General features: G+C 41.1%; 11 protein-coding genes. 5 read left to right on the plus strand and 6 right to left on the minus strand.

Going from position 1 to position 14,833, the window contains the following annotated elements; all coding sequences use genetic code 11:
• Nucleotides 1–9: 9 nt before the first annotated feature.
• Nucleotides 10–2,616 carry an aminopeptidase N gene (gene pepN, locus F899_RS09850; RefSeq protein WP_005222483.1) on the minus strand — a complete coding sequence of 869 codons (2,607 nt, stop codon included), beginning with the start codon at nucleotides 2,614–2,616 and terminating at the stop codon, nucleotides 10–12.
• A gap of 223 nt (nucleotides 2,617–2,839) precedes the next feature.
• Between pepN and F899_RS09855 the strand changes: the two genes are divergently transcribed.
• The 4 genes from F899_RS09855 to thiM all read left to right on the plus strand — a co-directional run bounded on the left by F899_RS09855 (nucleotide 2,840) and on the right by thiM (nucleotide 5,974).
• Nucleotides 2,840–3,286: a hypothetical protein gene (locus F899_RS09855; protein ID WP_005222485.1), complete on the plus strand. Its 447-nt coding sequence runs from the start codon at nucleotides 2,840–2,842 to the stop codon at nucleotides 3,284–3,286.
• Between the two features lie 255 nt (nucleotides 3,287–3,541).
• Nucleotides 3,542–3,799 carry a hypothetical protein gene (locus F899_RS09860; protein ID WP_004815641.1) on the plus strand — a complete coding sequence of 86 codons (258 nt, stop codon included), beginning with the start codon at nucleotides 3,542–3,544 and terminating at the stop codon, nucleotides 3,797–3,799.
• Nucleotides 3,800–3,953: 154 nt separating this feature from the next.
• Nucleotides 3,954–5,114, plus strand: a complete 1,161-nt coding sequence (locus F899_RS09865; protein WP_004892852.1) for a hypothetical protein — start codon at nucleotides 3,954–3,956, stop codon at nucleotides 5,112–5,114.
• Nucleotides 5,115–5,146: 32 nt separating this feature from the next.
• A complete protein-coding gene (gene thiM, locus F899_RS09870) occupies nucleotides 5,147–5,974 on the plus strand; it encodes a hydroxyethylthiazole kinase (RefSeq protein ID WP_034434257.1) in 828 nt (275 codons plus the stop codon).
• Between the two features lie 26 nt (nucleotides 5,975–6,000).
• Here thiM and F899_RS09875 read toward each other — a convergent pair whose 3' ends face one another.
• Complete coding sequence (locus tag F899_RS09875; RefSeq protein ID WP_004892847.1) at nucleotides 6,001–6,732, minus strand: hypothetical protein; 732 nt, start codon at nucleotides 6,730–6,732, stop codon at nucleotides 6,001–6,003.
• Between the two features lie 425 nt (nucleotides 6,733–7,157).
• The gene (locus F899_RS09880) at nucleotides 7,158–8,684 is read right to left on the minus strand and encodes a TerC family protein (RefSeq protein WP_004892844.1); all 1,527 of its coding nucleotides are present in this window, start codon (nucleotides 8,682–8,684) and stop codon (nucleotides 7,158–7,160) included.
• 821 nt (nucleotides 8,685–9,505) lie between these two features.
• Here F899_RS09880 and F899_RS09885 point away from each other — a divergent pair.
• The gene (locus tag F899_RS09885) at nucleotides 9,506–9,970 is read left to right on the plus strand and encodes a MarR family winged helix-turn-helix transcriptional regulator (protein ID WP_005222487.1); all 465 of its coding nucleotides are present in this window, start codon (nucleotides 9,506–9,508) and stop codon (nucleotides 9,968–9,970) included.
• Nucleotides 9,971–10,063: 93 nt separating this feature from the next.
• On the opposite strand, the gene F899_RS09890 is transcribed toward F899_RS09885, so the two are convergent.
• The 3 genes from F899_RS09890 to F899_RS09900 all read right to left on the minus strand — a co-directional run bounded on the left by F899_RS09890 (nucleotide 10,064) and on the right by F899_RS09900 (nucleotide 14,596).
• On the minus strand, nucleotides 10,064–10,723 hold the full coding sequence (locus F899_RS09890; protein WP_005222488.1) for an SOS response-associated peptidase: 660 nt from the start codon (nucleotides 10,721–10,723) through the stop codon (nucleotides 10,064–10,066).
• Between the two features lie 79 nt (nucleotides 10,724–10,802).
• Entirely contained in the window at nucleotides 10,803–12,248 is a 1,446-nt protein-coding gene (locus F899_RS09895; protein WP_005222489.1) for an aldehyde dehydrogenase family protein, read from the minus strand.
• A gap of 182 nt (nucleotides 12,249–12,430) precedes the next feature.
• Nucleotides 12,431–14,596: a malate synthase G gene (locus tag F899_RS09900; protein ID WP_005222491.1), complete on the minus strand. Its 2,166-nt coding sequence runs from the start codon at nucleotides 14,594–14,596 to the stop codon at nucleotides 12,431–12,433.
• Nucleotides 14,597–14,833: the final 237 nt, after the last annotated feature.

Genomic DNA, 14,833 nt, shown 5'->3' on the forward strand with positions numbered 1-14,833 from the left:
AAGGTTTAATTAAACACTGAGCATACTGTTCAAGGTTTCACAAACATTTTTAGATTTTACCAGGGGTTTCAGAGCTTCAAGTTGAGCTTTCACTTCACTACGTTGTGGTTCAGCCAGAGTATACCAACGAGAGAGAACTTGAAGCAGACGTGAACCGACAATCGGGTTTTTCTCATCCAGATATTTCGCCAAAGTAATATAGTGCTGTACACCAAAACCCCAAGTATTGACCGGATTTGCATTCAAACCACCACTTACAGCACGAATACGGTTCGGCACAGCCAGATCATAATCAGGATGCTGTGTCAGATAAGCAATCGTTTCAGCAGTTGCTTGAGGATGCGCCGCCTGCACCATAAACCATTGATCTAAAGATAAAGCTTCATCTTCAAAACGGCTATAGAAGTCTACTAGAACTTCTTGGGCTTGTGGTGCATCATTCCAGACCAGGACTTTAAGCGCTCCCAGACGTTCAGACATGTTCCCGGTATGATACTGCTCATAAGCCAAATCAAAAGCAGAGTCATCCCCTTGACGTGCGATCATGGTAAGCATGATATTTCTTAATGCACGGGTACCCATTGCCTGAGAGAAATCAGATTGCAGATCTGGATCAAGTGACAGGTAAATTTCTTTGGCAGTATCAGCAAAAGCACGTGCCAATTTATTCAGTAAGGCGTTACGTTTTTCCTGAATTTTGCTTGGACGATAGTCCACATCAATCCGGCTGCCAAGATAACCCTCAGTTGGCACATCAAACAGACGAGATGCCAATAACGGATCCTGTTCAATTACCCCCGGCAAGGTATTCAACATCGCCTGAACATAAATGTCCGCAGGCTGATCATTCAGGAGAATACGCTCAAGTAAAGTCTGGGTCGCCTGCCAGCGATTAAAACCATTGGTTTCATACTGTAGCAAGAAGGCCAGCTCTTTATCCGAATAGTTAAATTCCAGATTGACTGGTGCCGAGAAGTTACGCAGTAATGACACCACTGGTTTTGCTTTTACCCCAGTAAATTCGATACGTGACTGCTCCTGATCAAACAGGTACACCCCATCTTTGACACCATTTTCAAACAGCGCTGTTGAATTCAAAGTCAGTTGTTCACCACTCTCTGCATCAAACAGGGCCAATGCCACCGGAATCGGGACAGCTTGCAGATTTGGATATTTCGGGTGTGCTTTCAGGCTTTGTTTAAAGTTCAGGCAATAGGTCTGTGCTTCTGCATCATATTCACCATGCACTTCCAGCTTTGGGGTACCTGGCTGGTTATACCAGATCAGGAAGCTAGATAGATCGACACCAGAACCTGCGCTTAATGCTGCAACCCAGTCTTCCACCGTCACTGCCTCACCATCATGACGGCGGAAATATTCATCTGTACCCATACGGAATTTGGCTTTGCCGAGCAAGGTCGCCATCATACGGTTAATTTCCGCACCTTTTTCATACACCGTCGCAGTATAGAAGTTATTAATTTCTACAAAATGGTCTGGACGCGGTGGATGCGACAATGGACCTGAATCTTCAGGGAACTGATGCGCCTTAAGCACTGCAACATCATCAATACGCTGTACGGCTGCAGACTGCAGATCTTCAGAGAAAGACTGGTCACGGAAGACAGTCAAACCTTCTTTTAAACACAACTGGAACCAGTCACGGCAGGTAATACGGTTACCGGTCCAGTTATGGAAATATTCATGTGCGATCACTGACTGTACCCGCATGATTGCAGCATCAGTGGTAAATTCTTCATCTGCCAGTACACATGAAGTATTAAAGATATTCAGACCTTTATTTTCCATTGCGCCCATATTAAACGCGCTCGTGGCAACAATCATGTAATTATCGAGATCATAAGGACGACCATAGTGTTCTTCATCCCAACGCATAGAGTGCTTTAAGGCTTCCATGGCAATTTTACACTTTGGAATGTCTTTCTCTTCAGCATAAATTTCAAGTGCTACATCACGGCCTTCAGAAGTGGTATAGCGATCTTTCATCACCGCCAGATCACCAATCACGCAGGCAAACAGGTAACTTGGTTTTTTGGTTGGATCTTGCCAGATTGCATAGTGACGGCCTTCCCCCGCTTCACCCGTTTCAATCAGGTTACCATTGGCAAGAAGTACTGGGAATTTCTTGTCTGCTTCAACACGTGTAGTAAAAACAGACAGGACATCTGGACGGTCCGGATAGAAGGTAATTTTACGGAAGCCTTCTGGTTCATTCTGAGTCACAAACAGATCCGAACTGGCTTGATACAGGCCTTCTAATTGGGTATTGGATTCAGGATGAATACGAACAACAGTTTCAATCGTAGCCTGATCCGGTGCATTGCCAATCACTAACTGTTCAGTATCAAGCTTGTACTCACTTTCAGAAAGTGGCTTACCATTAACATGAATTGATTGCAGTTCCAGATCACGACCGAGTAAAACCAGCTCACCTTCAGTCTGACGCTGCATTACCAGTGTAGCGCTGACCAGCGTATGATCTGCATAAACCTGAATATTGAGCTCAACCGAGTCAACGATATAAGAAGGTTTTTGATAGTCTTTTAAATAAATGGTTTGATCTGCTTCGATCGCTGGATTAGCCGCAATATTCATATTAATGTCCTGATCTTTTTACACAGCTTATGTAAAGCAAAAAATGTTAATCATATTGATCATACGACAACTTAATCTGCCTGTCTGTGCATTTCATTGTGTTTTTATATATGGGACTAAACTGGAGTTATTTCAATTCAGGTATTTAAATTACTGAAAGTAATTGACTTATATTTAAACAATAAACAAAAATATGCCGTCTTAAGATATTACTAAAATAAATATGAAAAAAATTCTAATGCTTGCCGGCTTTTCTGTTTTCCATATCGCTTCTGTTCAGGCTGCAAACTATTCAGGGAAAATACCCTATCAATGTCTGGCTTCCACACAAACCAATACAATTCTTATGATCAGTGTCGCCAACTCTGAACCTGACCAGATTCAGGATGTGATGTATTTTCCACATTTAAAAAAGATTAACCTGTCCTACGACTCTGCGATGGGTGTGGGGAATCCGCCTCTGCTCATACACTATTCCTACTTTGAAATGATCAAAGAAAAACAGACAGGTGAATATACTTTTGCTGTAAATAAAGACAATAAAATTCTTTTTGCCGTGTATACCAGCCCACAACTGAGTATGCCAATCTCGTTTGGAATACAGCTAAATCTGGCAAGAAAGGAAGCACTGAATCGCAAGCTAGCCAATCAGTTGCGTACATGTATTTAAGCCTATGTACATTTTCATGCGCAAGGCTGCATTGAAAAAGCACATTAATATGGAATTAAGTATCTCCAAGCCAGAAACCATTCATTTCAATAATGATTTTAAATATTTTTAATATTAAATAAATCAATATCCTACATTCAATTTATTCTGTATTTCAAAAGTTCAATACATAAAAACAGTTTTGTGCATACTTCTTGCTTTTATTTAAACGTGCAGATTACACAACTATATCTACAATAAAAAATGAGGTGAACTATGTATCTTAAAGAACATATCGTACGTGTTGAAAACATCAAGACCCTGCAAGCACTCGATCAAGCCAATATTGACCATAAAGTAATTGCACTGTTTATGAGCTGTGAGGGCATCAAGATGCAAGCCTATGAAGTGGGTGCTATTCTGAACAGCTATAATGCACTTGGTTCCAAAAAGGTTCAGCCTAAAAAAGTCCAAGCTTTAATTAATGCCAAACATCTGGGTGAAGAGGACGAAACCCTGCCTTGCCCAGTCTAAAGACCATTTTCAACAATAAATAGAGGGCCACTTAAGTGGTCCTCTTGCATGTTTGATTATCAGCTCATGATGAAAACTTTAGCCTGAACCACACTCGCCCAAGCTGCACTGTGTATAATGATTTTCCTTCTTCATTTTACGATTGCTAGTTGATATGACGCTTAATGTTTTGCAGAAACAGCTTGATGAAAGTACCGCATGTCCCTTGTGTCAGGCAGCAATGTACTGGGTCGAGGCAGAACAATTTGATCAGGAACTGAATTATCACGAATGCAGTCACTGTCATCATCAGCTTTATCCTGACCAAAAACATAATTGCTTCTGTGAAAAATGTCTGGCCAATCGTAGACGTCAAATGAAGGAAACACGTCTGCAGGAAAATCGCCAGCATCAAAGTAAAAAAGATGTACATCAATATGAATTAGGTCAGCTCAGCTTTTTAAACAAGTTATTTCTGTTAGCGATTCTGGATGATCATGTACATGAGCACAGTCAGCACGCTGAATATATAGACTGGGATCAGATCAAATATCACAACATCAGTCCAAATTATCTGATGCAAAATGCTTTGGTTAAACGCCTCAGCAAGGAAAATATTCTAAGTCTGAAAGACTTTAATGCCGATCAGCAGCACTATTATATTAATGTGCGTCTGGATGGTTATTCAGAGCCGAGCCTGTTCAGCATTACCCAGCAATTACGCCATTGGTTCTTTGAGAACTTAAGCAAAGGCGTGCCTTTTAAAAGTGCAGATGAAGTTAAAGAAACCCTATATTTTCTGCTGTATCAGGAAGTGATTCAATTTGCCCAGTTTTATTGTCGTAGCTGGGGCATTCAGATTGCGGGTAATAAAAGTTTTCAGACTTTCTGCTACCGTATGCTGGATGTATTGGCAGTCGGCCAGATTTATTATCTGGTACAAACGGCGCTGGAATACTTATACAAACAGAAAGCCTTGCAAGCTCGCAATGAAAATTTCATCAATACCAATTTGCTAAAAAAAACCCTGCAGCAGTACCGTGAACGTGCCATCAACGAAAAATGGGAAACCTCTACCCTGCCGCGCCCACCACAATTGCCTTTAAGCAAAATGAGTGCAATTCTGTTCTTTCATTTTCTTGGCTATGATGAAAATATTTTCTTCCAGCCAATCTGGCGTTCATGGCAGCAGATTGAGCCTCGTTTAAAATTCTATTCCAATAAACGCTGTATGCATTGTGGTTCTGAGGAACTGACCGTGGATTATGATGCCACGGACTATGTCAGTCTCTGCTGCCGCAACTGCAAACATCAAGACCATTATTTTACCCGCTGATGGATTCAGCCAGACGCACTGTGAATATCAATATGAATACCAATCTTTCTCAACTGCACCATGACATTCTAGAAGGTGTTTGTGATGCCTGGATAGCATTACAACAACAGCAACCCTTAGTGCATATCATGACCAATGCTGTTGCCAGTAATTATGTAGCGAATGTTCTGCTGGCTGCGAATGCTGCACCTGCCATGATTGACAATCCTTTTGAAGCTGAAAATTTTGCCCGAATTGCAGCGGCCGTCAGTTTGAATCTGGGAACACCCACATCTGAACAAGTTCAGGCCATGCTGATTGCTGCACAGACTGCGAATGCGATTAAAAAACCTTGGGTGCTCGATCCCGTTGGTTATGGTTCAATTCTGCACTGGCGCTCAGAAGTGACTGATCAATTAATGGCATTTCAGCCAACTATCGTACGTGGCAATGCCTCCGAGATCGGTACTCTGGCAGGCAAACAGGTTACAGGCAAAGGTGTAGGTACGACATTAGACAGCTCAGAAGTCTATCAACAAGCTAAATCATTACTGGCACAATGCCAGTGCATCGCCATTTCCGGAGAATCAGATTACATCATCTCCCAGAATTATCCTGTGATTAAGGTGATGGGCGGATCAGAATTACAGCCACGTGTGACTGCAACAGGTTGTGCCTTGGGTGCATTGATTGCAGCTTATAGTGCTGTGGCTAACCCGGTAATTGCGGCAACTGCTGCACATCTGCATTTCGCGATTGCCGGTAAAAGGGCTGCTGAAATTACCTCTACACTGGGCAGCTTTAATGTTGCCTTTATCGATCAGATTCATCTGTTGAATCCTGAAATTATTCAACAATATGCTGATTTTGAGCTGCTTTAATTTATTATCATTAAGGAAAGCTATGTCTAGTGCACAGATTTCCCGAAAGCCAGATTCATAATTGTTTCAGAAATTGTTTTGAAATCTAAGCGGCAAACACACATCAATCCTTTCCCATCAAAATAGTCTGGCACGTGCTGCATAAAGAACTGGTAATGAACATCACTGCGTTTGCGCAGTCGAATCAACTGATCTGGCGTGACTTTAGGCATCAGTGCCGGTGCAACATAAATACCCTGCCCACGTTTATCTACCTGAGACTTGTATCTGTGCATCAGCTCAAGTACGGATTGATGAGCAGTCGGCATGGTGTAACCTTTTCTTGGATAAAAATAACGACTACGTGAGGCAAACAAGGTATAGACCTTCGGCTGCATCAAGGTGGTGACAAACCAAAGTGGAATGGCCGGATAACGTAAACGATAGCGCAAAGCCACACGAATGGCAGTCTTTAAAGTCAGATTACTACGACGATACTGTTCCAGTACGCCGGCACGTGAAGTCACCACAAAAACAGGCTTGTCCTGCAGCTGCAATTTGAGAATTGGCATAATATTCTGGCCAATCAGCCGCTCTCCGACGAAATACTGTATGACTGGTACAGAAACTGCTTCTGGATCATGTACATATTGATATAGCTGTTCAACAGGCGCAAAGGGAAAAATGAGTTGATCAAATTCCAGCATCTGCTGAAAAAAATCATGTTTCTGCTGGGCTGGCAAAGTTGCAAAATCAATGATGGTTTCTCTGATTTTCATGTATGTCATCCATTGAAGCGGCAGGCAGATCAGTTAATTCATGATACTTTTCTACTGATTCCGAGCTAAAAGCGTGTGATTAGTAAATCTTCTGATTTGGCAGATTAGCATAGGATTTTTAAGTTCTTATACACAATATCAGACTTATCAGTTACCAAATAGTTCACTATAAATTTAAGTTATTGAATTTAATAGTTATTATATATAAATTATGAGACCTGTATCAAGCTTTTATTTAATTATGTATTTTTAACCTTAATTTTTTGAAGAAAATAAGCAATTTTTATAGTTTTTAGCTGACTGACTAATTTCCAAGCTTAAAATTATTCTACTGTCTGTATCACAGTATTTAGGCATAAAAAAGCCAGCAAGTAACTACTTGCTGGCTTTTCCTGGATAAACCAGTTTAAGTCAGAACATCAAACTTAACCTTGGTAATGGATATTCACCGACTTAATACGATTGTTTTCCATTTCAGTCACTTGGAAAGTAACCTGTTGATGCTCCAGTGTTGTACCAACTTCTACATGACCATTGGTTTTATCCAGAATCAGACCTGCAACACTGATATAACCAGCATCTTCTTCAATCAGATCCAGCATACCTAGCTCTAGTTCCAGCTGATACAGATCCAGCATGCCTGAAGCAATCCAATGCGTATCATCCACACGAACTAAATCCAGCTGTTCGTCTGCATCCGGGAATTCCCCTGCAATCGCTTCAAATACATCTAGTGGTGAAATCAGACCCTGTACATGACCAAACTCATCACTCACCAGAACCAAAGAACCTTTAGAAGTCCGCAAGGTATTAATTGCATCAATAACCTTCATATTTTCAAAGATAAAGATAGGACGATGACGCTTAATCAATGCTTTTAACGCTTCTGGTTCTTCCAGTACATCCAGCAATTCTTTGGCACGAACAACGCTGATCACCTTATCCAGACTGCCACGACAGACTGGAAACAGACTATGCGGTACTGACAAGATTTTTTCACGAATCTGCTCTGGGCTATCATCAAGATTTACCCAGGAAATATGGCCCCGCGGTGTCATAATAGATGCTACAGAACGTTCCGCTAAAGTGAGCACGCCACCAATCATATAGCGCTCTTCATCTGCAAAGGTTTCTTGTGCTTCAGCATTCATATCTGGACTGCTGGTTTCTACTCGGCCACCCATCAATTTTAAAATTGAGTCGGCAGTACGATGACGTAATGGAATTTTTGCTTCATGTTTTGCAACATTGCGCTGACCAAACTGGTTAAACGCCTCAATAGCAATAGCAACACCAATACCTGAATAGATATAGCCTTTTGGAATATGGAAGCCAAAACCTTCTGCAATCAAGCTGATACCGATTAACAGTAAGAAACTTAAACACAAAATCACGACGGTTGGATGACGATTGACAAAGGCAGTTAAAGGTTTGGATGCAAGCAACATCACCATCATTGCGACAACCATTGCCACCATCATCACATAGATGTTGTCGACCATACCAATTGCGGTAATCACCGAATCGAGCGAGAAGACTGCATCTAGAATCACAATTTGAGCAACAACGGCAGTAAAACCTGCATAGACGACATTCGTTGTGACTTTGACTTCGGGCTTGCCTTCCATCTTCTCATGCAGCTCTCCCACAGCCTTGTAGACCAGGAACAAGCCACCACCCAAGAGAATCAGATCTCGACCAGAGAATGTTTTATCAAATATGGTAATTAAAGGTTCGGTTAAGGTAACCAACCAAGAGATTGCAAATAACAATCCTAAACGCATAAACAACGCCAGAGATAAACCAATCACACGGGCTTTATCGCGTTGTTCAGGAGGTAATTTTTCAGCCAGAATGGCAATAAAGACTAGGTTATCAATACCTAAAACGATTTCAAGAATAATAAGTGTAATTAAACCCACCCAGATTCCGGGATCTAATAAAAACTCCATTAGAGAATTACCCCGTTCGAGTAAGCTAGAAATAAAGATGGAAGATCAACGCACGGCGAGGGATCCATAATTTTAACCTTTTTGACTTAAGACTCTCTTATTATGCACAAAGCTTTTAATTTGTAATGGTCTTTTTATATTAATTCGGTAAATACTTGTTTATATAGAAGTCTATGCAAACTGGTCAGTAATTAATAGCCAGGATTGTTCTTCAGTGCTTCACTTAATCCCTGTCGTCGTATTAATTTAGCTGATATACGAAAAAAATGTTGCTTTCCAAGTCACTCATCAGTTTTCGTAAACAATCACCCTCTCATCATCAATATCAGTACCAGCTTTTCTCAGATATATCCCTAAATAGAGATAACACTTAGAGATATTTTCATAAATAGTTTTAGTAACAAATTTCTGAATAGCGGAATGAAGAATGACTTAATAAAGACGGCACTATCCTCACATCAGTGATCTTCCCCACGTTTTCTTATTTTATTTTAAAAATTAAAATGACATTCATCGGGTTAAATACACCTTCAAGTTTAACTCTTATTACTAAATCTTTCTTTCATATAATTTTATTTCTAATTGGATCAAAATTCATAACAAATTTCCCGATGTATGGCAGAAGTGAATAGGTAACAGATGAGTTAAAAATAGGTAAACTTAGGTCTTTCTCGACCAGCCGATAATTTGTGTCAATTATTAGCATTATTAAAAACATTGATTCACATTTTGTCGCATTTTTTAAAAATAATGGTTGAAACTTATATAAACATTTTCATAGAATGTAACTGCCTTACAAAAATAAATACAAGGAATCTACCATGACTAAAAAGTATGCGAAGTTTTTACCTTCAACAGAAGAATTTACTTTAGAAAATTTTCCCTACTATTGGGTTACTCAAGTCCACGCACAATATGTTTTAAATGTTGATCACGCGCTCAAGAAATATGGCGTTGACAATTCACGTCGCCGTATTCTGCTTGCCTTAAAAGCGAAACCACATGCAAGCGTGTCTGATCTTTCCGAGATGGTGGTTTCTAAAATGTCGACCACCACGAAAATCGTCTATCGTCTTAAAGACGAAGGCCTGGTTGATACTTATTCTTGTGAAGACGATGCACGTATTACGCGTGTGGTTCTTACAGAAAAAGGGCATGAGATGTTCCATAAGATTAATGACCTGACTAACATTGTTCTGGAACAGTCATTTGAAGGCCTAACACCACTTCAAATCGAAAAAACCATGGAAAGTTTACGTCACATCTTCAAAAACCTTGCGCGCTGATCTAAAAATTATAAAAAACTGATCAGGCACTAGCGTGACTTAAGCAGAAAGATGAATTCATAGGCTAGATTTATCTTTCTGCTTCTCCAGGAATCATTCAAAAAAATTCATTTGGGGACTGAATTTTTTGATCACCTCCTTGGGTACATGTGAACACTCAAACTCCTCTACGGGAAATCCCTCAACAAAAGACTGTATATTCGGTGATTTCAGATTTAGCCATTCATCCATACGCTGATGTGGAATCACAATAACAGAACGCTTGATATTTCCCGGTTCATGGAAATCCTTCATCATAGGATGATCAATTGCGTCCATGGTAATCATGGTGCTTGAACGTACGATCTCATCCTGCACGCGCGCAATTTCATATAGGGCAGCAATATAAAATGCTTTCCCATCCTTACGTCTTACACCCCAGCGCTGTGGCTTATTATCGAAATATTTAGACTCATAAAACTCTGTTACCGGGATTACGCCAAATTTACATTTCGCTGTTGCCTCGGCAAAACTAGGCTTCTGTAGCAAGGTTTCATTACGGGCATTATAAGTGCGAGTTCCGATGGTTTTATCCTCAGCCCATTTTGGAATCAAACCAAAATTCACCGAGCGCCATTCCAAACCAAATTCTGACTTGAATAATAAAGGCAGCTGATAATTGGGATAGACTTCTTCTGGATATTCAAACGGAATTTCAGGAAGATTAAGGTCATGCAGTTGCTGCAAGGTGAGCGGTTTAAAGTTAGCGCACATAAAATCTTTAAAAACAAAAAATCACCGAAATATTATAATACTTCGGTGATCACAGACCTGTGTGTTTTTGCTAACAGGACTATTGTTTTGGCAAGGTCATCCAATGTGTACGGGTAAATTCCTCAAAGATCCAACGTCCATTAAAACGCCCCAGACCTGAGTTTTTCTCCCCACCAAATGGTGCATTTGGTTGGTCTGCAACCGTAATTCCATTAATGTGCGTCATACCCGCATCTATCTGAGCAGCAAAACGTTCACCGCGTTCAATATTTGAGGTACAGACTGCGCTGGAAAGCCCAAAGCGAGAGTTATTTGCCAAATTCACTGCATGTTCTTCATCATCTGCTTTTAGGATCGGTAGAATCGGACCAAAACTTTCTTCCTGAGCGATTTCAAAGTAAGGATCGACATGAGTAAAGATATGCGGTGCCACTACATTTCCTTCTATACCGCCTTCATAGACCAACTGTGCATCTAGTTGTTTAGCATGTTCGATAACCTTGCGATGCTTTTCAACTTGGCTCTGATTAATAATTGGTCCAATGATGGTTTCTGGCAAGTCTGGATTACCCACAGGGATGGTTTTCACCCGCTCTATCAGTTTATCTACATAAGCATCATGCAGGCTCTGATCAACAATGACCCGATTGGTGCTCATGCAGATCTGTCCTTGATGCATAAAGCGTCCCATCACGGTGAGTTCTACTGCCAGATCCAGATCCGCATCATCCAGAATTACTAGTGGTGCATTACCACCCAATTCCAGTGCAAGACGTTTCATACGCGAACTTGACAGTGCTTTACTTCCCACACCCTGCCCAACTTCAGTTGAACCGGTAAATGAAATCATTTTTGGAATAGGATGTTCGACAAAATAATCACCGATTTCTTTACCAGCACCGACTACCACATTAAAGACGCCATGTGGTGTACCCGCTTCTTCAAATAATTTTCCAAGCAGTGTTCCACCCGTGACTGGCGTATCGCTGGCCGGCTTGAGTACCACCGTATTTCCGCAAGCGATTGCGGTAATAACTGAACGCATGGATAAATGAAAAGGGAAATTCCAAGGGCTGATTACTGCAATCACACCAAGCGGTTTACGTATCACAATACTTTTACGTGCAGGATCTCGACTTTCCAGCTCTTCTGGCTGGATTAGATCCGGGAATTTGGCACTTTCCTGAATGATTCCCAGCGATGCATCTACTTCAAGATTTGCCTTAAAGCGCGTACTACCAGATTCCTGGATCAACCAGTCTACAATCTCTTCACGGCGCCGCTGAATGATATTGGCCAGGTTTTGGATCAGCCCTTTACGCACCTGAACCGAAGTTAAGGCACCTTGCTCAAACGCTGCCAGCGCTGCCTGATAAGCAGTATCTACATCTTCAGTACTTGCTGCCTGCAAGGTAAAAATTTCCTGTTGAGTATAGGGATTAAAATTTTGAATCGTGTGGATCGAGCCGCCTTGCTGCCATTGCCCGCCAATAAATTGTTGATCTAGATTTTGATAGGCTGTCATTTCCATCCCTACAACTTGTGAATTTTTCTCTACTTTATCAGAACAATTTTATAGATCAGAGCTGAGCGACGAATTGTTACGCTTTTATCGACAAATTTATATGTTCTCTATTTTTAATAACTGATTCATTTTAGACAGCCAACAAAAAAGCCTCCGAAGAGGCTTTTTTAGATCAGACAGGATTAGTCACCTGTATAACCTTTCAATTTTAAACGCGCTGCATGAAGTAAAGGCTCTGTATAACCTGCAGGTTGCTCACCACCCTTGAAAATCAGGTCAGAAGCAGCCTGGAATGCAATATTGTTATCAAAGTCAGCTGCCATTGGCGTATAGAATGGATCATTGGCATTTTGCTCATCCACAATTTTTGCCATACGCTGCATCACTTCTTCAACCTGTTCACGAGTTACGATACCGTGACGTAACCAGTTTGCAACGTGTTGAGAAGAGATACGTAAAGTTGCGCGGTCTTCCATCAAACCTACATCGTTAATATCAGGCACTTTTGAACAACCCACACCCAGATCAACCCAACGAACCACATAACCCAGGATACCCTGACAGTTATTTTCCAGTTCTTTCAGTTTCTCTTCTTCTGTCCAGTTGGTGTTGGCCGCCAATGGTGGTGTTAACAAGTCATCAAGAGGCAATGCTTCAGTTGCAAGTAATTCTTGCTGACGGTTTGCCACATTAATTTGATGGTAGTGAATCGCGTGAATCACTGCGCCTGTTGGAGACGGTACCCATGCACAGCTTGCACCTGCTTCTGGATGCTCAGTCTTGGTTTTGTACATGTCTAATAGCATATCCGGTTTCGGCCACATACCTTTACCAATCTGTGCTTTACCACGTAAACCTGTTTGCAAACCGATCATTACGTTACGGTTTTCATAAGCCGGGAACCATTTTTGACCTTTGATTTCGCCCTTACGTACGAATGGACCTGCTTCCATGAAGGTATGGATTTCGTCACCAGTACGGTCCATGAAACCGGTATTAATGAAGATCGTGCGGTCTTTGGCCTGAGCAATACAGTTTTTCAGGTTAACAGAAGTACGGCGTTCTTCATCCATGATACCGATTTTCAGGGTTTTTTCAGGCAAGCCAAGCGCTTGTTCAGCACGCTCGAACAGTTCAACTGCAAATGCCACTTCTTCAGGGCCATGCATTTTTGGCTTCACGATGTACATCGAACCTTTGCGTGAGTTCTTGATCGTGTTTTCACCACGAATGTCAGCAATCGTAAGAAGCGGAGTAACCAATGCATCCATGATGCCTTCATAGATTTCTTCGCCATCTACCAAGATCGCCGGGTTAGTCATCAAGTGACCTACATTACGAAGTAACATCAATGAACGGCCATGAACTTTTGTCTCACCACCTTCAAGATTTTTGAAGGTACGGTCAGCATTCAGTTTACGGGTAACTGTCTTACCATTCTTTTCAATTGACTCTTCAAGCGTACCGCGCATCAAGCCTAACCAGTTACGGTAGCCTTCTACTTTTTCTTCAGCATCAACAGCTGCAACTGAGTCTTCCAGGTCTTGGATTGTCGTTACAGCAGCTTCAAGAACTACGTCTTTTACGCCAGCTGCATCAGTTTGACCAATTGCGCTTGCTGCATCAATTTGGATGATTGCATGTAGACCATTGTTTTTAAGTACAACTTCTGTTGGTGCAGAAGCTTCGCCGTTATAACCGACGAATTTAGATGCATCTGCAACAGTTGTTGTAGAGCCATCTTTTAAAGTTACAACAAGCGCATTTCCTTCAACCGCATATTTGGTTGCATCGGCATGTGAACCATTTGCCAATGGGAAAGTTTGGTCAAGATAGTTTTTCGCAAATGCGATAACTTTTTCGCCACGTTTTGGATTATAGCCTTTACCTTTTTCTGCGCCATCTTCTTCAGAGATAACGTCAAAACCATAAAGTGCATCATATAATGAACCCCAACGTGCGTTTGCCGCATTTAAGCAGTAACGTGCATTACGTACAGGTACCACTAACTGTGGGCCTGCCAATAGTGCAATTTCTTCATCTACGTTTTCAGTCGTAATTTGAAAATCTTCTACTTCTGGTAGCAAGTAGCCAATTTCAGACAAGAAAGCTTTGTAAGCTTGTAATTCAAATGTGTTATTGCGGTGCCATTCATCGATTTTCGCCTGAATGTCATCACGCTTAGCCAAAAGTGCTTTGTTTTTAGGGCTAAGATCAACAACGACTTGTTCAAAGTTCTTCCAGTATGTTTCGCTGTCCAAACCAGAACCTGGTAGTGCTTCATTTTCGATAAAATCGTAAAGTTCTTTAGCAATCGCTAACTTGCCTTTTTGAATACGTGCAGTCATTGTCTTTCCTGATATTGCTACTTTTTATACAAGAGATTCTAGTATAACGATTAAAATTTAGCTGAATAGTACTATCACATTCCTAAATAATGATCATTTTATTTAGCGTCACCCTCATGTCCGCTAATATTGATCAGAATGTTTCGTCATCAATTCACTAAATACCCTAATGACAGTGTATAAAGTTTTCGAAATGTAGAAATTAGACTTAAGTTCAGATTTTCGCGCAAAAATCAC

The organism is Acinetobacter sp. CIP 101934, from assembly GCF_000369585.1.
Taxonomy (GTDB): domain Bacteria; phylum Pseudomonadota; class Gammaproteobacteria; order Pseudomonadales; family Moraxellaceae; genus Acinetobacter; species Acinetobacter schindleri.